Origin of the sequence: Bradyrhizobium sp. NC92 (assembly GCF_025200865.1) — a bacterium.
Lineage (GTDB): Bacteria > Pseudomonadota > Alphaproteobacteria > Rhizobiales > Xanthobacteraceae > Bradyrhizobium.
The window spans coordinates 5,410,396-5,428,790 of sequence record NZ_CP104171.1 but is presented as its reverse complement, the minus strand read 5'-3'; the positions used below and the strand labels follow the sequence as shown (position 1 = coordinate 5,428,790).

Genomic DNA, 18,395 nt, shown 5'->3' with positions numbered 1-18,395 from the left:
CCAGTGTTGACAAGCGGGGCCACCTCGGCCACGCGGGAGGCCTTCGACATCGAGGGAAAGAGCGGTCCGAGGGTGACCCGACAGGCGATGCCAGAGCAGCCAATATCCGGACATCGACCGGTCAGCGCCGGCGCGCTTCTCGCCCACCGCGCCTTCCTGTTCTTCCTGCTCTCGCGCAGCCTGTCGCGCTTCTCCAGCCAGATCGCGGCGGTTGCGATCGGCTGGCAGATCTACGATCTCACCGGCTCGGCCTTCGACCTCGGCATGGTCGGCCTCGTCCAGTTCCTGCCCACGGCGCTTCTGGTGTTCGTCGCAGGCCACGCCGCCGACCGCTACGAGCGCAAGCGCGTGGTCCAGCTCTGCCAGCTGGTGGAGGCCGCGACCGCGCTCTATCTCGCGACCATCACCTATCTCGGCGCGGTCAGCGAGGTGCAGATCTTCATCGCGACCTTCCTGCTCGGGATCGCCGGCGCGTTCGAGAGCCCGACCACAGCGGCGCTGCTGCCGCTGATCGCGCCGCAGGGCTCGCTCCAGCGCGCCACCGCCGTCTCCAGTGGGGCGGCGCAGGTCGCGACCATCACGGGACCTGCGCTCGGCGGCATCGCCTACGCAATCGCCCCGTACCTTGCCTATGCCGTGATGGTCCTGTTCTGGGTGTTGGGGATGATTTTGACCGGTTTCATCCGTCCGCGCCCGCAGGCGATCGCAAGGGAGGGGATGGACTCCGACAACATCTTCGCCGGCGTCCGCTTCATTCGCAGCAACCCGGCAATCCTCGGGACCATCTCGCTCGATTTGTTCGCCGTGCTGTTCGGCGGCGTCACGGCGCTGCTGCCGATCTATGCCCGCGACATCCTCCAGACCGGCCCGGTCGGGTTAGGGGTGCTGCGCGCCGCGCCCGCCGTCGGTGCCTTGCTGATGACCATGGTGCTGGCGCGACACGCGATCTCCAGGCATGTGGGCCTGCGCATGTTCCAGGCGGTGATCGTGTTCGGCCTCGCCACCATCGTGTTTGCGCTGTCGTCCTGGATGTGGCTGTCGGTGCTGTCGCTCGCCGTTTTGGGCGCCGCCGATACGATCAGCGTCGTGATCCGCTTCTCGCTGGTGCAGCTGTCGACGCCCGACGAGATGCGCGGCCGGGTCGGGGCGGTGAATTTCCTGTTCATCAACGCCTCGAACCAGCTCGGCCAGTTCGAGAGCGGGGTAGCAGCCGCGCTACTCGGTGCCATGCCCGCCGCCGTGCTCGGCGGCGTCGCCACCGTCGCAGTGGCGCTGCTCTGGATGAAGCTGTTTCCGACCCTGCGGAAGGTGGAGAGCCTAGAGTAGCGCACCGCTCTCTCCACGTCATTGCGACGAGCTCTTGCGACGAAGCAATCCAGAATGTCACCGCGGAGGCAGCCTGGATTGCTTCGCTGCGCTCGCAATGACGATTGTGGAGGCAGCGCCGGGATTTAGCTGACGTCACCCTCGCGCGCCGAAGCCCGTTGCAACCCCACGCCGCCTACTGTGCATGGGGTTGTTTTCGCAGTTTTCAGTTCAGCCCCGTCCCACGAACGGCATCTTGGTCGCCATCACCGTCATGGTCAGCACGTTGGCATCGAGCGGCAGGCCGGCCATGTAGGCGACGGCATCGCCGACCGCTTTCGCATCCATGCGCGGCTCGTGCTTGGTGGTGCCGTCGGGCTGCAGCACGCCGGGGCCGTTGACCATGCGGTCGGTCATCGGGGTCGCGGCATTGCCGATATCGACCTGGCCGACCGCGATGTCGTACATGCGGCCGTCGAGATTGCTGGCCTTAGTGAGGCCGGTGATGGCGTGCTTGGTCGAGGTGTAGGCCGCCGAGAACGGCCGCGGCGCGTGGGCCGAGATCGAGCCGTTGTTGATGATGCGGCCGCCGCGCGGGGTCTGGTCCTTCATGATGCGGAAGGCGTGCTGGGTGCACAGGAACGGGCCGGTGAGGTTGGTATTCACCACCGCCTGCCATTGCTCGAGGCTGAGGTCCTCGAAGTTCACGGCCGGCGCGCCCATGCCGGCATTGTTGAAGAGCACGTCGAGCCGGCCATAGGTCGCCTTCACCTTGTCGAACAGCGCGGCAATGGAGTCCGGCTTGGTCATGTCGGCGGTGACGCAGAGGCTTTTCCCGGCGGGACCGAGCTTCGCCGTCTCCTCGAGCATGTCGAGCCGGCGCCCTGCGAGCACCACGGTGAAGCCGGTGTTCATCAGCGCCAGCGACGCCGCTCGCCCGACGCCGGTGCCGGCGCCCGTCACCAATGCGATCTTTTTCGCGTCACTCATCGTTTCCTGCCTTTTCTCTTCTGCTGTCAGGTTTTGGGTTCTTTGTCGTTCTTGTAGGGCGGGCGCGGAATGTTCTGGTGAGCCGCGCGCAAGGCCGCCGACCAGCGTGAGCGCAGGTCGTGGAAGTAAGGCTCGCCCGCCTCGATGCGATGGTTGAGATCGGCTTCGCAGGCGTCGGTGCGCACCACCAGCACGTCGATCGGCAGGCCGACGCCAAGGTTCGAGCGCATCGTCGAGTCCATCGAGATCAGGCCCGTCTTCAGCGCCTCGTAGAGCTCGACGTCGTAGTGCATGGCGCGGTCGAGCACCGGCTTGCCGTATTTGTGCTCGCCGATCTGCAGGTAGGGCGTGTCGGTGGTGCACTCGATGAAATTGCCGGCGGTGTAGACCATGAACAGGCGCATGCGCGCGCCCTTGATCTGGCCGCCGAACAGGAAGGAGACGTCGAAGGACACGTCCTCGGATTTCAGCGCCGGCCCTTCGGTGGCATGCACCGCCCGGATCGCCCGGCCGATGCGCTGGGCGGCCTGGAACATGGTCGGCGCGTTCATCAGCGTCTCGATCTCGCCCGTGTTGGGGTCTTCGAGGCCCTCGGTCAGCGTCGACAGCACCGACTGGCTGATGGCGAGGTTGCCGGCACTGGCGATCGCCATGATGCGCTCGCCGGGCTTGGAGAAGATGTGCAGCTTGCGGAAGGTCGAGACGTTGTCGAGGCCGGCATTGGTGCGGGTGTCGGCGATCATCACCAGACCGTCCCGAACCAGGATTCCGCAGCAATAGGTCATTTCCAGTCCCCGAACGCGTTTGCGCGGAATTACTAGCCAATTTCAGGGGCCACTCCAACCCCCGATTCCGGCCGTCATTCCGGGGCGCGACGAAGTCGCGAGCCCGGAATCCATCGGGCCGCAGAGTTGGTGGATGAATGGATTCCGGGCTCGCGCTACGCGCGCCCCGGAATGACGAGGAATCGGCTTAGCGCTCCGCTCAGGCCTCAATCCGCCGCATCGACCAGAAACGCCTCGTCGACGGGCACGCCGAGCGCCGTGACTAGCCGGTTGGTCTCCGCGGCCATGCCGACGATGGCGAGCAGCTCGCCATATTCGGCCTCGGTCATGCCCTTGGCCCGCGCGGCGGCGGTGTGGGAGTGGATGCAATAGCTGCAGCCATGCGCGATCGACACTGCGACGTAGAGCATTTCCTTGACCTTGGGATCGAGCGCACCCGGAGCCATCACCTCCTTGATGCTCTCCCAGGTCCGCCGCAGCGTCTTCGGATCATGCGCCAGCGCGCGCCAGAAATTGTTGACGAAGTCCGATTTCCGCACCTTGCGGATATCGTCGAAGACGGCGCGCGCCTCGCTGGAGAGCTCATCGTCCGAAAGCAGTATTACGGTGGCCATGCGTACCTCGCGGGATCTGACCCGCGAGTGTAGCACGGCCAACGCGGCCCGACGGCCGCGCCTAGCCCTGCCGCTGGGACTGCGATTGCGACTGCCCGCCGCGGCCGGCCTGCTCGACCTTCACCGCCACCGTCAGCGTTTCCGTGCCGCCGCCGTAGCGCGTGCCGCGCACCGGGGCGGCGCCGAGATAGTCGAGCCCGATGGCGACGCGGACATGGGCGTCGGTGGCGCAGATGCTGTTGGCGGGATCGAAGCCGACCCAGCCGAGATCGGCCACGTACGCCTCCGCCCAGGCATGGCCGGCGTCCAGGTGCACCGTGTCGTCCGCCCGCAGGAAATGCCCGGAGACGAAGCGCGCCGGCACGCCGCCGGCGCGGGCGCAGGCGATGAAGATGTGCGCGTAATCCTGGCAGACCCCGCGCTTGAGCGTGAACGCCTCCGCCGCGGACGTGCCGCTGTTGGTGGGGTCCTCGTCGAACGTCATGTGATCGGCAACCTGTGTCATCAGCGTGTGCAGGAAGCCCAGCGTGTCGCTCTCGGCCTCGCTGCGCAACTGGCGCGCGACCGCCGCCATCGCCGGATTGACCGAGGTGAGATCGGTGGCGCGCAGGAACATGCCGGCGGGAAAACGCTCATCGGCGCCGCGCAGCACGCCGCCGGTGTCGTGGGTCTCGATCAGCCCTTCGGCAATGATCTGGATGTCGCCGACGGGCCCGCAGGACAGCACGTGGGTGACGTTGCCGAACGCGTCCTCATGCACCTCGAGCTTGGTGTCGGTGGAGACGTCGATCTGCCATTCCGCGACGTACTGCCCGTCATGGCTACCCGGCGTCATGCGCAGAATCTGGATCACGCTGGTGGCCGGCGGCTCGTAGCGATAAGTCGTGGTGTGCTGGATTCGCAGGCGCATGGTGGACCGTTGTTCTGGCGTCATTCCGGGGCGATGCGCCAGCATCGAACCCGGAATCTCGAGATTCCGGGTCTGGTCCTTCGGACCATCCCGGAACGACAGCGTGGATCAAATCAAATACTGCTTCGTGATGATTTCGCCCAGCCTGGAATTGTCCGCGATGAATTCCTGAATGAATTCATGCACGCCATGCTGGAAAATGTCGTTCATGTTGCTGTGTTCCAGTCGGTTGCGGATGCCGCGGGCGTGGCGCTGGGCCGGGCCCTGGCGGCCATAGGCGACGCCGATCTGGTCGAGGTTGCGCACGAGGTTGCCGTAGCAGCTGGCGAGCGAACGCGGCAGCGTGTCGTTGAGGATCAGGAGGTCCGCGATCAGCCAGGGCTTCAGAGTCTCGCGATAGACCCAGTGATAGGCCGTCAGCGCGGAGACCGAGCGCAGGATCGAGCTCCACTGGTAGAAGTCGAGCGGACCGCCGACATGCTCTTCCTCGGGCAGCAGCACGTGATACTTCACGTCGAGAATGCGCGCGGTGTTGTCGGCGCGCTCGAGATGCACGCCCATGCGCGAGAACCAATAGGCGTCGTTGCGCAGCATGGTCCGGTAGGCCGAGCCGTCGAAGCGCAGCGAGGTCTCCTGCACGAAGCGCAGGAATTTTGCGAGGTCCTCGCGCGTCGAGGTGCCCTTGCTCCACACCGCCTGCAGCTCGATCCACGCCGAGTTGATGGTGTCCCACATCTCGCTGGTGAGCGCCGTGCGCACGGAGCGCGAGTTCAGCCGCGCCGCTTCGATGCAGTTTCGGATCGAGGAGGGGTTGTTCTGGGAGAACGAGAGAAACTCGACGACATTGTGCTCGTTGGCTTCCTCATAGGCCTGATAGAAGCTCGCAGCGACGCCGGCGGTGAGCAGCGCCGAATTCCATTCATTGGTCTTGCCGATATAGGCGGCGGGAAGCGCGGTGACGCGCAGCGTCGCATCGATGGTGCGCGCGAGATATTCGGCCCGTTCGACGTAGCGGGCGAGCCAGTAGAGGTTTTCGGCAGTACGCGACAGCATCTCTCTACTCGTCCAAAATCCAGGTGTCCTTGGTGCCGCCGCCCTGGCTCGAGTTCACCACCAGGGAGCCTTCCTTGAGCGCGACGCGGGTGAGGCCACCCGGCACGATCGTTGTGCTCTTGCTGCCCGTGAGCACGAACGGCCGCAGGTCCACGTGACGGGGCGCGAGGCCCGACGCCGTGCAGGTCGGGCAGGTCGAGAGCGCAAGCGTCGGCTGGGCGATGAAACCTTCCGGCTCGCGCTTGAGCTTGTCGCGGAACGCTTCGATCGTTGCCTTGGTCGCGGCGGGACCGATCAGCATGCCGTAGCCGCCGGAGCCGTGCACTTCCTTGACGACGAGCTCGCTCAGATTGTCCAGCACATAGGCGAGGTCCTTCGGCTCGCGGCAGCGCCAGGTCGGCACGTTCTTCAGGATCGGCTCCTCGCCGAGATAGAATTTCACGATGTCGGGCATGTAGGAGTAGATCGCCTTGTCATCGGCGATGCCGGTGCCGACGGCGTTGGCGAGCGTGATGTTGCCGGCCGCATAGGCCGACATCAGGCCGGGCACGCCGAGCACGGAATCGGGACGGAAGGTGAGGGGATCGAGGAAGTCGTCGTCGACGCGGCGATAGATCACGTCGACCCGCTTCAGCCCTTCCGTCGTGCGCATGAACACTTCGTTGTTCTTGACGACGAGGTCGCGGCCTTCGACCAGCTCGATGCCGAGCTTGTCGGCGAGGAAGGAGTGCTCGTAATAGGCCGAATTGTAGACGCCCGGGGTGAGCAGGGCCACCGTCGGCTCGCCCGAAGCGCTCTGCGGCGCGACCGAGCGGAGCGCGGCGAGCAGCTCGTCCGGATAGCGCTCGACCGGCGCCACCCTGTGGCGGGCGAACAGATCCGGAAACAGCCGCATCATGATCTCGCGGTTTTCCAGCATGTAGGAGACGCCCGACGGCGTGCGGGCGTTGTCCTCCAGCACGATGAAGTCCTCGGCGTCGACCCGGACGATGTCGATGCCGGCGATGTGCACGTAGACGTCATGCGGCACCTGCTGGCCGTTCATCTCGGGCCGGAACACCGGGTTCTGGAAGATCAGATCGTCGGGCACGATTTCGGCGCGGAGGATGTCGCGGCCGTGATAGATGTCGCGCAGGAACATGTTGAGCGCGCGCACGCGCTGCTTCAGGCCCTTCTCCAGGACGCCCCATTCCTTGGCGGACATGATCCGTGGAATCACATCGAACGGGATCAGGCGCTCGGTGGATTCGGAATCGCCGTAGACCGCGAAGGTGATGCCGATCCGGCGGAACAGGAGCTCGGCTTCCTGGCGGCGATATTCAAGCGCCTCGGGAGGCGTCTCCTTGAGCCAGCGTGCCAGCTCCTGATAGGCGGGGCGAAGGTCCCCGCCGGGAATGTTCATTTCATCAAACGCGACTGCCATAGATCCCGACTTGTCTCCGCAAGGCGTTGCGCCATTCGACAGATCGTCAGGCCTTGGTGAAGACCGCAACGTCCTGGCCATGCGTCAACAGTGCATGACTTTCATGTGGTAGCAAGGGCCGGGCCAGCGCGATAAGCATGGAGAAGGGGCATTTGCCGCCGATGGCCGGTGGCGTGCCTGAAAAAATGGCTGAAGACTGCTTATTTCAGAAGCAAAACCGCGTGACTTCAACGCGTTACCTCGGCAAAGTCGGCGTCACAGGTGAGGGACTTAAGGCATGAGCGAGATCGTCACGGCGGGCATTCTGGTCATTGGAGACGAAATCCTGTCCGGCCGGACCAAGGACAAGAATATCGGCTTCATCGCCGAATACCTGACCAATATCGGCATCGACCTGAAGGAGGTCCGTGTCGTCTCCGACGACGAGCCCGACATCATCGCCGCATTGGATGCACTGCGGCATCGCTACACCTACGTCTTCACCACCGGCGGCATCGGGCCGACCCATGACGACATCACCGCAGATAGCGTCGCCAAGGCGTTCGGCGTCGGCATCGACCATCACCCGGAGGTGGTCGCCCGTTTCCGCGAGCGCTGGAGCGAGCAGGACCTCAACGAGGCCCGCCTGCGGATGGCGCGCATTCCCGACGGTGCCGAGCTGATCCAGAGCGCGACCATCCTCGCGCCCGGCTTCAAGATCGGCAATGTCATCGTGATGGCCGGCGTGCCGTCGATCATGCAGGCGATGATGGACATCGTCGCGCCCAAGCTGAAGTCGGGCGTGCGCATGCTGTCCGAGTCGGTCCGCGCCAACGCACGCGAGGGCGACATCGGCGGCCCGCTGCGGGCGATCGCCGCCGCCCATCCCGACACCATCATCGGCAGCTATCCCTTCATGGACGAGGAGCAGAAGCCCAACACCAACCTGGTGGTGCGCTCGCGCGATCCGGAGAAGCTCGGGGCGGCAATGGCCGCGGTGAAGGAAATGCTGGCGGGATTGAACGTCAACCGCTAGCAGAGAATTGCCGGACGAGATTGCAGGAGAAAGGCGATGGCTGGTGAAGCACCGGAACTGAGTGCGCAGGAGCGGGCAGGCAAGGCCTTCCCCGTCTCATGGGACCAGTTCCACCGGGATTGCCGGGCGCTGACCTGGCGGCTCAACGAGGTCGGCCCGTTCCATGCGGTGATCGCGATCACCCGCGGCGGCCTGGTGCCGGCCGCGATCGTGGCGCGCGAGCTGGGGGTGCGCGTGATCGATACGGTCTGCATCGCCAGCTACGACCACAACAAGCAGGGCGACCTTCAGGTGCTCAAGGGCATTTCCGAGGCGGCCATGAAGCTCGGCGGCGGCACCGGCAAGGGCCTGTTGATCGTCGACGACCTCGTCGACACCGGCAAGACCGGCAAGCTGGTGCGCGAGATGCTCCCCGATGCGCATTTCGCCACCGTCTACGCCAAGCCGATGGGACGTCCTCTGGTCGACACTTTCATTACCGAGGTGTCGCAGGACACCTGGATCTTCTTCCCCTGGGACACCGCGCTGTCCTACCACCCGCCGCTACGCGACGGGGCGGCGTGAGCTTTCTTCACCTCGCCCCGCTTGCGGGGAGAGGTCGCGCCGAAGGCGCGGGTGAGGGGCCTCTGCGCGAGCCCCACTGTCACCGAATTTGCGGAAGCAGCCCCTCACCCCAACCCTCTCCCCGTAAGAACGGGGAGAGGGAGTGGACCCGCAGCCATGCCCCTCCAAAACCGCGTCACCCCCACCGGCGACATCATCGCCACGCCACACCGCGGTCTCTTCACCGGCAATCGCGGCATCATCCACGATCCCGCGACGAAGACGCTGCTGAAGAAGCGCTGGTCGACGCCGGCCTGGATCACATGCCTGTGCGAATTCCGCGGCTGGCGTCGTCCGGTGATGGCGCGGCGGAGCTGGACCGAGCTGTTCTTCCTCGACGAGGCCACCGCCTTCGCGGCAGGGCACCGGCCCTGCTTCTTTTGCCGGCGCGACGACGCCAAACGATTTCGCGCGGCGTGGGAGAAGGGCAATGGTGCGAGCAACATCAGCGCCAAGGCGATGGATGCCGTCCTGCATCGGGAGCGTCTCGATCGCGGCCGCAAGCAATTGCACCCGCTTACGATGCCGCTGGCGGACCTGCCCGACGGCGCGATGGTGCAGCAGGGCGAAGACAGCTTTCTGGTGATGCAGGGAAGGCCACTGCCGTGGTCGCCGGCGGGCTACGCGTCGCATGCACGTATGGTCGATCGGGCGATGTTGTTGACGCCGCCTTCCACGTTGCGCGCGATGATGGCCGGTTATCGGCCCGTGCTGCATCCGACGGCGTCGGGCTGAAGCGCCGACATCCTCGTGATCAGCCCAGCCTCTCGCGCGCCACCGCGGCGCCCGCGCCGAGCGCCATCAGCTTGGCTTCGGCGATCTCGCGCCGCATCGGCGCCATGCCGCAATTGGTGGTGGCGATGATGTTGCTCTTCGGCACGAATTGCGACACCGCCTCGATCACCTTCACGACGTCCTCGGCCGTCTCCACCGTGTCGCTGGCGACGTCGATCACGCCGGCCTGCACGATTTTGTTCTTGAGCAGCGCGAGCAGGTCGAGCGGCACCTTGGAATTGCGGCACTCGATCGCGACCTGCTGGATCGGGCTGGCATCGATTGCTGGAAAGATCTGCTCGTATTGCCGCCACTGGCTGCCGAGCGTCTCTTTCCAGTCCGTATTGGCCTTGATGCCGTAGCCGTAGCAGATGTGCACGGCGGTGGCGCAGGTCAGGCCCTGCGCGGCGCGCTCCAGCGCCTTGATGCCCCAATCGTTGACCTCGTCCATGTAGACGTTGAAGGCGGGCTCGTCGAATTGCACGAGATCGACGCCGTCGGCCTGCAAGGCCTTGGCTTCCTCGTTCAAGAGCTCTGCGAAGGCAAAGGCCATCTTGACCCGATCGCCGTAGTAGCGATCGGCAATGGTGTCGATGATGGTCATCGGGCCAGGCAGGGTGAATTTCAGCTGCTTCTTCGTGTGCGTGCGCGCGACGCGCGCCTCGAGATCATGGACGCGGCCCTTCAGCCGGAGCGGCGCGACCACCTGCGGCACCATCGCCTTGTAGCGATCTTTCCGGATTCCCATCTCGACCTTGTGGGCGAAATCGATGCCCTCGATCTTCTCCAGGAAGCCGTGCACGAAGTGCTGCCGCGCCTGCTCGCCTTCGGTGACGATGTCGATGCCGGCGTCCTCCTGGATCTTCAGCCAGATCAGCGTCGCATCGCGCTTGGCGCGGGCGAGCTCGTCGCCTTCGGACTTCCAGGGCGCCCAGAGCATGTTGGGCTCGGCGAGCCATTCCGGCTTCGGCAGGGAGCCGGCGATCGTGGTTGGAAACAGCATGGCGGCCCTCCCGGCAGGTTGAGTTGCGCCCCTTCCTGCCATGTCCTAACGTCGAGGTACAGAACAACGAAAGTCGCTCTCCATTCCAGCAGCGGCGACAGGGAAAGGCCCAAGCAAGGGCCAGAGGAAAGGCCAATGGAAAGGTCATGATCGACCTCTATTACGCGCCGACGCCGAACGGCTGGAAAGTCTCGATCATGCTGGAGGAACTCGGGTTGCCTTATAAGGTGATCCCGGTGAATATCCGCGCCGGCGAGCAGTTCAATCCTGAGTTTCTGGGGATCTCTCCGAACAACCGCATTCCCGCCATCGTCGATCACGATCCCGCTGATGGCGGCGCGCCGTTCTCGGCGTTCGAGACCGGCGCGATCCTGGTTTATCTCGCGGAGAAGACCGGCCGTTTCCTGCCGTCCGATTTGCGCGGCCGCTCCACCACGATCCAGTGGGTGATGTGGCAGATGGCGGGCCTCGGGCCGATGCTCGGCCAGCACGGCCATTTCGCGCTCTATGCGGCCGAGAAGATCCCTTACGCGATCGAACGCTATCGCGACGAGGCGGCGCGGCTCTACGGCGTGCTCGACCGGCAATTGGCCAAGACCGGCGCCTATGTCGCCGGCGACTATTCCATCGCCGACATCGCCTGCTTCCCCTGGACCATGACGCACAAGGCGCAAGGCTTTACGCTCGACGACTTTCCCAATGTCAAACGCTGGTATGCCGAGGTCCGCGCCAGACCGCAGGTGCAGGCGGGGCTCGCGATCGGAAAATTCGTGAAGGAGCCGTTCGACGAGGAATCACGCAAGATCATGTTCGGCCAGCGTGCGAAGGAAGTGTTGGGAAGGAAGTAGGCCTCCGCTCCCTCCTCGTCATTGCGAGCGAAGCGAAGCAATCCAGACTGGTTCCGCGGAAAGACTCTGGATTGCTTCGCTTCGCTCGCAATGACGGGGGAGAGATCGAGAGAAACAAGACACAAGGAACCCCCATGATCGAATTCTTCTTCGACTGCTCCAGCCCCTGGACCTATCTCGCCTTCCACAACATCCAGCCGCTCGCCAAAGAGCTCGGCGCCGCCATCACCTGGCGTCCGATCCTGGTCGGCGGCATCTTCAACACGGTCAATCCGAGCGTCTACGCGCAGCGCGAGAAGCCGGTGCCGCTGAAGGCGCGCTACATGAAGAAGGACCTCGCCGACTGGGCGCGTTCGGCGGGCCTTGCCATCAAGATGCCGCCGACGGTGTTTCCGGTGAACAGCGTCAAGGCGATGCGCGGCTGCCTCTGGCTCGGTCAGGACATGGTGCCGTTCGCGACATCTGTGTTCGAGACCTATTGGGGCGAGGACAAGGACATCTCGCAGGACGCGGTGCTCGCGGAGATCTGCAGGAAAGTCGGCATCAACGAGCAGAAGTTCTTCGCCGGCATTGCCGAGCAGGACATCAAGGACCAGCTCAAGGCCACAACTGAGGAGGTGATGGCGCGCGGCGGCTTCGGCTCGCCGACCATCTTCGTGAACAAGACCGACATGTATTTCGGCAATGACCGCCTGCCGCTGATCCGCGAAGCGCTTCAGCGCAGCAAGGCGAGCGCGGCCTGATGGTGCGCGCCGTCATCTGCCGCGAACTCGGCGCGCCCGAGACTTTGCGGCTGGAAGAATTTCCGTCGCGCGCGCTGAAGCCGGGCGAGGTACGCGTTGCCATCCGCGCCGCCGGGCTGAACTTTCCCGACGTGTTGATGGCCGCTGGCGAATACCAGCTCAAGCCGGAGCTGCCGTTCACGCCTGGCATGGAGGCTGCCGGTGACGTCACCGAATTGGGCGCGGAGGCGAGCGGCGTTGCCGTCGGCGACAAGGTCATCGTCAAGATGCGCCATGGCGCCTTTGCCGATGAAGCCGTGGTGACGCCGTCGCAGCTCACCCCCATGCCGTCCACCTTCGACTATGCCGAGGCTGCGACCTATCTCGCCGGCCACGGCACGGCCTATCATGCGTTGATCGATCGCGGCCGGGTCGCGCCGGGCGAGGTGCTGCTGGTCCACGGCGCCGGCGGCGGCGTCGGCCTTGCCGCCGTGGAGATCGGCAAGATGCTGGGTGCGAACGTGATCGCGACCGCCTCCAGCGACGAGAAGCTTGAGATCGCGAGATCGCGCGGCGCCGATCATCTTATCCGCTACGACCGCGAGCCGTTTCGCGATGCCGTCAAGCGCATCACCGACGGCCGCGGCGCGGACGTCGTGTTCGACCCCGTCGGTGGCCAGGTCTTCGAAGATTCGATGCGTTGCATCGCCTGGGGCGCGCGGCTGCTGGTGATCGGCTTCACCGGCGGCATCGGCTCGGCCAAGACCAATCTGTTGCTGATCAAGGGCGCCAGTGTGCTCGGCGTGCGCGCCGGCGAAGCGGTGCGCAAGAATCCTGCGCTCGGAGAGGTCCGCCTGAAGGCGCTCTTGCAATGGGCGGAGGAGGGCAAGCTGCGCCCCAACGTCTCGCATCGCCTGCCGCTGGAGGATTATGCGAAGGCGATGCGGCTGTTGATCGACCGCAAGGCGATCGGACGGGTCGCGCTGCTGATGCAGTGACGGTCTCGTAGGGTGGGCAAAGGCGCTCTTGCGCCGTGCCCACCATCTTTCCGTCGCAACCTGAATCGTGGGCACGCTTCGCTTTGCCCACCCTACGAGAGCGTCACTTATACTCCCGCTCCGTCCACCACGGGAAATAATCCGGCATGTCCGTCGAGACCCTGTTCTTGAACTGCGCCGGCCGCTTCTCCAGGAACGACACCACGCCTTCCTTGACGTCGTCGGAGCGACCGCGGGCGTAGATGCCGCGGCTGTCGACCTTGTGGGCCTCCATCGGATCGTCGGCGCCCATCATGCGCCACATCATCTGGCGGATCAGCGCGACCGACACCGGCGCGGTCTTGGCGCAAAACTCCTTGGCCAGCGCACGTGCGGTCGGCAGCAGATCGTCCGGCGCGACCACCTTGCTGACGAGGCGGCCGGCAAGGGCTTCCTGGGCCGGGAAGACGCGGCCCGAATAGCACCACTCCAGCGCCTGCGAGATGCCGACGATGCGCGGCAGGAACCAGCTCGAGGCCGCCTCCGGGACGATGCCGCGCTGGGAGAACACGAAGCCGAACCGCGCCGCCTCCGAGGCGATGCGGATGTCCATCGCAAGCTGCATGGTGACGCCGATGCCGACAGCCGGGCCGTTCACCGCGGCGATCACGGGCTTGAGGCACTTGAAGATGCGCAAGGTCACCTGGCCGCCGCCGTCGCGCACCTGCGGGTCGCTATAGTCGACCTTGCCGTCGGCGAAGCGCTTGACCGGCCCGCGCCGCGCGTCGCGGTCGAACGTGTCGGCGCCGGACGACAGATCGGCGCCCGCGCAAAAGCCACGGCCGGCGCCGGTGACGATGATGGCGCGGACATTGTCATCTTTGTCGGCGGCGTCGAACGCGTCGATCAGCTCCCTTTGCATCTGCGCGTTGAAGGCGTTGAGCTTGTCGGGCCGGTTCAGCGTGATGGTGAGGATCTGCTCGGCGACCTCGTATTTGATCGTCTCATACGCCATGGTGGTTTCCTTCCTTTGTTTCTTATTCTCTCTTTAGCACGTCATTCCGGGGCGCGCCTCTTGGCGCGAGCCCGGAATCCATACTCATTATCGTGGTTATGGATTCTCAGGTGCGCAATTGCGCACCTAGCTCGTCGCTTCGCGGCGCCCCGGAATGACGGAAGATCTACTTCGCCGGCGGCTTCGGCCAGGGCCGCTGCGGGCCGCGGAGACCTTCAAACGCCTTGGCCATGCCGAGCACGCCGATGTCGTCGAAGCGGCGGCCGACGATCTGCACGCCGATGGGAAAGCCCTTGGCGTCGAAGCCGCCGTTGAGGGAGATCGCCGGGTTCTCCGACATATTCCACGGCACGGTATAGGCGATGTGCTCGAACGGCTTCATGGGATCGTTGGTCGGCGAAGCCCATTCCGCCGGAAAGTTCACGTTCGGCGCGGTCGGCGAGATCACATAGTCGAGCTCGCAAAACAGCTTCGAGGCCGCGGCCCGGATCGCCATGGTCTGGTTGAAGCCGCGGATGACATCGACGCCCGAGAGCTTCGCGCCGGACTCGCCCCATCTGAAGATATAGGGTAGCACCTTGGCCTGCTCGGTCGCCGTTAGCCTGGACAGATCGTCCCACATCCGCGCGCGCCAGAAATTGTCGAGGCCGTCGAGCATCTCGCGCGTCAGGATGCCGTCGACCTCGGTGACGACGCTGCCAGCGGACTCGAACGCCTTCGCGGCCTTCACCGCGACCTCGCGCACCGGCTTCTCCAGCGCCAGGCCGCAGCCGGGATCGAGCATCAAGCCGATGCGCAGCTTGCGGGGCGACTTCTCCAGTCCCTTCCAGTTCAGCGGCTCGGCCGGCAGGCTCATGCCGTCGCGCCGGTCGGGCTTTGCGATCGCGCTCATCATCAGCGCGCAATCATCGACCGTGCGGGTCATGGGACCTGCGACGCGGCCGACATAGGTGGGGTCGATCGGCACGCGGCCAAAACTCGGCTTCAGGCCGACGAGGCCGCACCAGCCGGCGGGCAGACGGACCGAGCCGCCGATATCGGTGCCGAGATGCAAGGGGCCATAGCCGGCCGCAGCAGCGGCGCCTGCGCCGGCGCTGGAGCCGCCGGGATTCTTGCTGAGGTCCCACGGATTGCGCGCGAGCGCATGGAACGAGGAGAGCCCGGAGGACAGCATGCCGTAATCGGGCATGGTGGTCTTGGCGAAGATGATGCTGCCTGCCTCACGCAGCCGCGCGGCGGGCGGCGCATCCTTCTCCGCCGGCACGAGCTTGACGCTGGCGGCGCCCAGCGGCACCGGCACGCCCTTGGTCGCGATGTTGTCCTTCACCGTGACGGGCACGCCGTCGAGCGCGCCGGACGGCTCGCCGCCGCTCCAGCGCGCGGTCGAGGCCTTTGCGGCCTCGCGCGCGCCGTCAGGGTCGAACGCATAGAGCGCCTTCAGATGCGGTTCCCACGCCGCGACATGCGCGAGCACGTCCTCCAGCACCTCGCTCGGCGAGAACTGCTTGGCGCGATAGCCCGCGATCAGGTCGACCGCGGACAGATCGTGCAGCGAGGTGACCGCTTCCTCGACGCTCTTTTTATGCATTGCCACCCACCGGCATGCGCGTCTCGACGATGCGGGCGAACATGCTGGCGCCGATCGGCAGGATCTTGTCGTCGAGCACGAAGCCGGGGTTGTGCACGGGCACCGAGCCGTCATGGCCGACCCAGAAGTAAGCGCCGGGGATGGTCTCCAGCATGTCGGCGAAATCCTCGCTGCCCATCTTCGGTTGGGTGCGGGTGATCACGTTGGCGGGGTCGACGATCGTGCGCGCGACCTCCTCGACCACCTTGGACTGCTCGACCTGGTTGACCAGCACGTTGAAGGTGTCGCGGATGTCGACGTCGATCGCGCAATTATAGGCGCTCGCGATGCCGGCGCAGATGGTGCGGATGCGCTCGCTGACCAGGGTGCGCACTTCCTTCGAGAAGGTGCGGATGGTGCCGCACAGATGCGCGTCGCCGGGAATGACGTTGTAGGCGGAGCCGGCATGGATCTGGGTGATCGACACCACCGCAGCCTGCAGCGGGTCGACGTTGCGGCTGACGATGGTCTGGATCGCCTGCGCCAGCGTGGTCGCGATGACCACCGCGTCCTTGGAGCGCTCGGGCATCGCGCCATGCGCGCCGTAGCCGGTGATGCGCAGGTCGAAGAAGTCGGCGCTGGCCATCGCCGGGCCGGGCAGGATCGCGATCTCGCCGTGGTTGAGGTCGGGCGCGTTGTGCAGGCCATAGAGCTCGTCGCAGGGGAATTTCTCGAACAGGCCGTCCTTGATCATGGCGCGGGCGCCGCCGAGGCCTTCCTCGGCCGGCTGGAAGATCAGGTGCACGGTGCCGTCGAAATTCCGGGTCTCGGCGAGATAGCGCGCGGTGCCGAGCAGCATGGTGGTGTGGCCGTCATGGCCGCACCCGTGGAAGCGGCCCGGGATCTTCGAGCTCCATTTCAGATTGGTGTTCTCTTCCATCGGCAGCGCGTCCATGTCGGCGCGCAGGCCAATGCGCTTGCTGCCGGAGCCCTTGCCCTTGATGACGCCGATCACGCCGGTGCCGCCGAGGCCGCGATGCACCTCGATGCCCCAGCTCTTTAGCTTGTCGGCAACGATGCCGGAGGTGCGCACTTCCTCGAAGCCGATCTCGGGATGGGCGTGAAGGTCGCGCCTGATGGCGGTGAGTTCGTCGGCGTAGCCGTCGATGCGATCGATCGTGGGCATGTGTCCTGTCCGGTTAGCGTGAAGGTGGATTGAAAACGGGGCCGTTCGGCTTGATGCGGATGCCGGGTCGCAGGCGCGTCCAGGGCAGCGAAGCAGTGTCGGCCGGCATCGCGCCGGGCGCGGCACAGATCATCAGCTTCTCGGCGATCGGCTCGAAGTCGGCGCGGAAATGCACCGAGCTCTTGTTGACCAAAATCTTCTGTTCGGTCGGCTCGATGCCGACATAGCGGTACATCGCCTGGTCGGCCAGCTGCGCCTTGTGCGAGGAGACGACGACGCGGACATCGCCGATGCGCAAGGCTGCGGACGGGCCCATCTCCATCTCGCGGCCGCCGTAATACGGTCCGGGCGCGATGAAGCGGCCGTCGGAAAGCTGCTCGACCACGAAAGTCTCGCGATAGGGCGCGTCGCCGGGAATGCCGGACTTGCCGCCGAGCGCCAGCGTCACGGTGGCGCCGACGCCGGCCGCATGCGCGGCCTTGGCCGATTCCGGATCGTAGATCGCGCCGGTTGCCGCACTCGCTCTGTTGCGCACCAGCGCGCGCAGCATGCCCGTCGTGTCGGAATCGCCGCCGGCGCCGGGATTGTCCTGGGTGTCGGCGATGATGATCGGCTTGCTGGCGCTCTTGGCAAGTTCCATGGCGTGGCGCACGCCGTCGTCGGGCGACCAGATCTTGCCGTCGAAATCGTCCTCGTGGCTTTCGATCAGCTTCAGAAGCGCGTCCACCGCGCGATCCGCGTCTGCTTGCGTCTTGCCATAGGCGAACACGCTCGGGCCGCAGTCGCGGAAATCGGCGGCGGGGAAGCCGGGCGCGAAGGAGAGGGTCGGGACGGCATCGCTCTCCAGGGCGGCGAGCTTTTCATAGATGCCCTTGGTGGGCTGGTCGTTGGTGCATTGCCAGCTGATCGGGATCAGGAAAGGCAATTGCCGGAACGCTTTTGCGAAGCGCTGCTTCGTCTGCAGCAGCAGCGCGAGGTGCCGCGCGCAGGCGCGGCCGGTCTCGGCCATGTCGACATGGGGATAGGTGCGGTAGGCGATCAGCGCGTCCGCGTGCTCCATCATCTCGGGCGTGACGTTGGCGTGCAGATCGAGGCTGGTGACCAGCGGAACATCCTTGCCGATGACGCGGCGCACACGCGCCAGGATCTCGCCTTCGCCGTCGTCGAGATGCTCGGTCACCATGGCGCCGTGCAGGTCGAGATAGACGGCGTCGATCGGCCCGGCGGCGGCGATGCCGTCGACCATGACCTTCACGATGCGCTCGAAGGCGTCCTTGGTGACGTGCGCGGAGGGGCTCGCGCCGCAGGCGATGGTCGGAACGAGTTCCCAACCGTTCGCTTCAGCGCTGTCGACGAAACCGGCGAGCCCGACATTGATGCGCCGCATCACCTTCAGCACGTCCTGGCCTTGCGTCATCGCCGGCCAGCCGCCGCCATGCTGGAAGTCGGCGAAGGTCGCCTTGGTCGGAGCGAAGGTGTTGGTCTCGTGCAGGAAGCCGCCGACGGCGATGCGTGTCATTCAGTTCAGGTCCAGCGTTTTGAAAGTGCGCGACGTTAGCCTTGGCCCTGCGGAGAGAGCAAGGTGAGAGGCCATCGCGCCGTGCA

Annotated in this window: 18 protein-coding genes; 7 read left to right on the top strand and 11 right to left on the bottom strand. The window is 65.5% G+C overall.

Annotation, left to right across the window (positions count from 1 at the left end):
* The first annotated feature begins 87 nt into the window (after positions 1 to 87).
* Entirely contained in the window at positions 88 to 1,326 is a 1,239-nt protein-coding gene (locus tag N2602_RS25635; RefSeq protein ID WP_260383715.1) for an MFS transporter, read from the top strand.
* 210 nt (positions 1,327 to 1,536) lie between these two features.
* On the opposite strand, the gene N2602_RS25630 is transcribed toward N2602_RS25635, so the two are convergent.
* From N2602_RS25630 to N2602_RS25605, 6 genes are all read right to left on the bottom strand, one after another.
* Entirely contained in the window at positions 1,537 to 2,295 is a 759-nt protein-coding gene (locus N2602_RS25630; RefSeq protein WP_212258092.1) for an SDR family oxidoreductase, read from the bottom strand.
* A 26-nt stretch (positions 2,296 to 2,321) separates the two neighbouring features.
* On the bottom strand, positions 2,322 to 3,080 hold the full coding sequence (locus tag N2602_RS25625; protein ID WP_025037198.1) for a proteasome-type protease: 759 nt from the start codon (positions 3,078 to 3,080) through the stop codon (positions 2,322 to 2,324).
* Positions 3,081 to 3,286: 206 nt separating this feature from the next.
* The gene (locus N2602_RS25620) at positions 3,287 to 3,694 is read right to left on the bottom strand and encodes a carboxymuconolactone decarboxylase family protein (RefSeq protein WP_260379815.1); all 408 of its coding nucleotides are present in this window, start codon (positions 3,692 to 3,694) and stop codon (positions 3,287 to 3,289) included.
* Between the two features lie 61 nt (positions 3,695 to 3,755).
* The gene (locus tag N2602_RS25615) at positions 3,756 to 4,604 is read right to left on the bottom strand and encodes a transglutaminase family protein (RefSeq protein WP_260379814.1); all 849 of its coding nucleotides are present in this window, start codon (positions 4,602 to 4,604) and stop codon (positions 3,756 to 3,758) included.
* A gap of 108 nt (positions 4,605 to 4,712) precedes the next feature.
* On the bottom strand, positions 4,713 to 5,657 hold the full coding sequence (locus tag N2602_RS25610) for an alpha-E domain-containing protein (RefSeq protein WP_260379813.1): 945 nt from the start codon (positions 5,655 to 5,657) through the stop codon (positions 4,713 to 4,715).
* Between the two features lie 4 nt (positions 5,658 to 5,661).
* Positions 5,662 to 7,080 carry a circularly permuted type 2 ATP-grasp protein gene (locus N2602_RS25605; RefSeq protein ID WP_172783046.1) on the bottom strand — a complete coding sequence of 473 codons (1,419 nt, stop codon included), beginning with the start codon at positions 7,078 to 7,080 and terminating at the stop codon, positions 5,662 to 5,664.
* A gap of 277 nt (positions 7,081 to 7,357) precedes the next feature.
* Here N2602_RS25605 and N2602_RS25600 point away from each other — a divergent pair, with 277 nt between their 5' ends.
* The 3 genes from N2602_RS25600 (at position 7,358) to N2602_RS25590 (ending at position 9,433) form a co-directional block, all read left to right on the top strand.
* Positions 7,358 to 8,095 (top strand): molybdopterin-binding protein, encoded by a 738-nt coding sequence (locus N2602_RS25600; RefSeq protein ID WP_172783047.1) that lies wholly within the window; start codon positions 7,358 to 7,360, stop codon positions 8,093 to 8,095.
* A gap of 36 nt (positions 8,096 to 8,131) precedes the next feature.
* Positions 8,132 to 8,659, top strand: coding sequence for a xanthine phosphoribosyltransferase (gpt, locus tag N2602_RS25595; RefSeq protein ID WP_008562986.1), 528 nt, complete (start codon positions 8,132 to 8,134; stop codon positions 8,657 to 8,659).
* Between the two features lie 156 nt (positions 8,660 to 8,815).
* Positions 8,816 to 9,433: a hypothetical protein gene (locus N2602_RS25590; protein ID WP_260379812.1), complete on the top strand. Its 618-nt coding sequence runs from the start codon at positions 8,816 to 8,818 to the stop codon at positions 9,431 to 9,433.
* A 19-nt stretch (positions 9,434 to 9,452) separates the two neighbouring features.
* On the opposite strand, the gene N2602_RS25585 is transcribed toward N2602_RS25590, so the two are convergent.
* Positions 9,453 to 10,475: a methionine synthase gene (locus N2602_RS25585; RefSeq protein ID WP_260379811.1), complete on the bottom strand. Its 1,023-nt coding sequence runs from the start codon at positions 10,473 to 10,475 to the stop codon at positions 9,453 to 9,455.
* A gap of 146 nt (positions 10,476 to 10,621) precedes the next feature.
* Here N2602_RS25585 and N2602_RS25580 point away from each other — a divergent pair, with 146 nt between their 5' ends.
* The 3 genes from N2602_RS25580 to N2602_RS25570 all read left to right on the top strand — a co-directional run bounded on the left by N2602_RS25580 (position 10,622) and on the right by N2602_RS25570 (position 13,043).
* A complete protein-coding gene (locus tag N2602_RS25580) occupies positions 10,622 to 11,323 on the top strand; it encodes a glutathione S-transferase N-terminal domain-containing protein (protein ID WP_260379810.1) in 702 nt (233 codons plus the stop codon).
* A 134-nt stretch (positions 11,324 to 11,457) separates the two neighbouring features.
* Positions 11,458 to 12,066 carry a 2-hydroxychromene-2-carboxylate isomerase gene (locus tag N2602_RS25575; protein ID WP_260379809.1) on the top strand — a complete coding sequence of 203 codons (609 nt, stop codon included), beginning with the start codon at positions 11,458 to 11,460 and terminating at the stop codon, positions 12,064 to 12,066.
* On the top strand, positions 12,066 to 13,043 hold the full coding sequence (locus N2602_RS25570) for an NADPH:quinone oxidoreductase family protein (protein ID WP_260379808.1): 978 nt from the start codon (positions 12,066 to 12,068) through the stop codon (positions 13,041 to 13,043). Before N2602_RS25575 ends, N2602_RS25570 begins: the two co-directional genes overlap by 1 nt.
* 103 nt (positions 13,044 to 13,146) lie before the next feature.
* On the opposite strand, the gene N2602_RS25565 is transcribed toward N2602_RS25570, so the two are convergent.
* The 4 genes from N2602_RS25565 to N2602_RS25550 all read right to left on the bottom strand — a co-directional run bounded on the left by N2602_RS25565 (position 13,147) and on the right by N2602_RS25550 (position 18,309).
* Positions 13,147 to 14,037: a crotonase/enoyl-CoA hydratase family protein gene (locus tag N2602_RS25565; protein ID WP_172783054.1), complete on the bottom strand. Its 891-nt coding sequence runs from the start codon at positions 14,035 to 14,037 to the stop codon at positions 13,147 to 13,149.
* Positions 14,038 to 14,203: 166 nt separating this feature from the next.
* On the bottom strand, positions 14,204 to 15,625 hold the full coding sequence (locus tag N2602_RS25560; protein WP_212258100.1) for an amidase: 1,422 nt from the start codon (positions 15,623 to 15,625) through the stop codon (positions 14,204 to 14,206).
* Positions 15,618 to 16,790, bottom strand: a complete 1,173-nt coding sequence (locus N2602_RS25555; protein WP_260379807.1) for a M20 aminoacylase family protein — start codon at positions 16,788 to 16,790, stop codon at positions 15,618 to 15,620. The genes N2602_RS25560 and N2602_RS25555 overlap by 8 nt, the downstream gene beginning before the upstream one ends.
* A 13-nt stretch (positions 16,791 to 16,803) precedes the next feature.
* Positions 16,804 to 18,309, bottom strand: a complete 1,506-nt coding sequence (locus N2602_RS25550) for a M81 family metallopeptidase (RefSeq protein ID WP_260379806.1) — start codon at positions 18,307 to 18,309, stop codon at positions 16,804 to 16,806.
* Positions 18,310 to 18,395 lie beyond the last annotated feature (86 nt).

Coding starts and splice junctions, on each gene's coding strand:
- N2602_RS25635 (WP_260383715.1), top strand. CDS start 88: ATGCCAGAGCAGCCAATATCCGGACATCGACCGGTCAGCGCCGGCGCG.
- N2602_RS25630 (WP_212258092.1), bottom strand. CDS start 2,295: ATGAGTGACGCGAAAAAGATCGCATTGGTGACGGGCGCCGGCACCGGC.
- N2602_RS25625 (WP_025037198.1), bottom strand. CDS start 3,080: ATGACCTATTGCTGCGGAATCCTGGTTCGGGACGGTCTGGTGATGATC.
- N2602_RS25620 (WP_260379815.1), bottom strand. CDS start 3,694: ATGGCCACCGTAATACTGCTTTCGGACGATGAGCTCTCCAGCGAGGCG.
- N2602_RS25615 (WP_260379814.1), bottom strand. CDS start 4,604: ATGCGCCTGCGAATCCAGCACACCACGACTTATCGCTACGAGCCGCCG.
- N2602_RS25610 (WP_260379813.1), bottom strand. CDS start 5,657: ATGCTGTCGCGTACTGCCGAAAACCTCTACTGGCTCGCCCGCTACGTC.
- N2602_RS25605 (WP_172783046.1), bottom strand. CDS start 7,080: ATGGCAGTCGCGTTTGATGAAATGAACATTCCCGGCGGGGACCTTCGC.
- N2602_RS25600 (WP_172783047.1), top strand. CDS start 7,358: ATGAGCGAGATCGTCACGGCGGGCATTCTGGTCATTGGAGACGAAATC.
- gpt (WP_008562986.1), top strand. CDS start 8,132: ATGGCTGGTGAAGCACCGGAACTGAGTGCGCAGGAGCGGGCAGGCAAG.
- N2602_RS25590 (WP_260379812.1), top strand. CDS start 8,816: ATGCCCCTCCAAAACCGCGTCACCCCCACCGGCGACATCATCGCCACG.
- N2602_RS25585 (WP_260379811.1), bottom strand. CDS start 10,475: ATGCTGTTTCCAACCACGATCGCCGGCTCCCTGCCGAAGCCGGAATGG.
- N2602_RS25580 (WP_260379810.1), top strand. CDS start 10,622: ATGATCGACCTCTATTACGCGCCGACGCCGAACGGCTGGAAAGTCTCG.
- N2602_RS25575 (WP_260379809.1), top strand. CDS start 11,458: ATGATCGAATTCTTCTTCGACTGCTCCAGCCCCTGGACCTATCTCGCC.
- N2602_RS25570 (WP_260379808.1), top strand. CDS start 12,066: ATGGTGCGCGCCGTCATCTGCCGCGAACTCGGCGCGCCCGAGACTTTG.
- N2602_RS25565 (WP_172783054.1), bottom strand. CDS start 14,037: ATGGCGTATGAGACGATCAAATACGAGGTCGCCGAGCAGATCCTCACC.
- N2602_RS25560 (WP_212258100.1), bottom strand. CDS start 15,625: ATGCATAAAAAGAGCGTCGAGGAAGCGGTCACCTCGCTGCACGATCTG.
- N2602_RS25555 (WP_260379807.1), bottom strand. CDS start 16,790: ATGCCCACGATCGATCGCATCGACGGCTACGCCGACGAACTCACCGCC.
- N2602_RS25550 (WP_260379806.1), bottom strand. CDS start 18,309: ATGACACGCATCGCCGTCGGCGGCTTCCTGCACGAGACCAACACCTTC.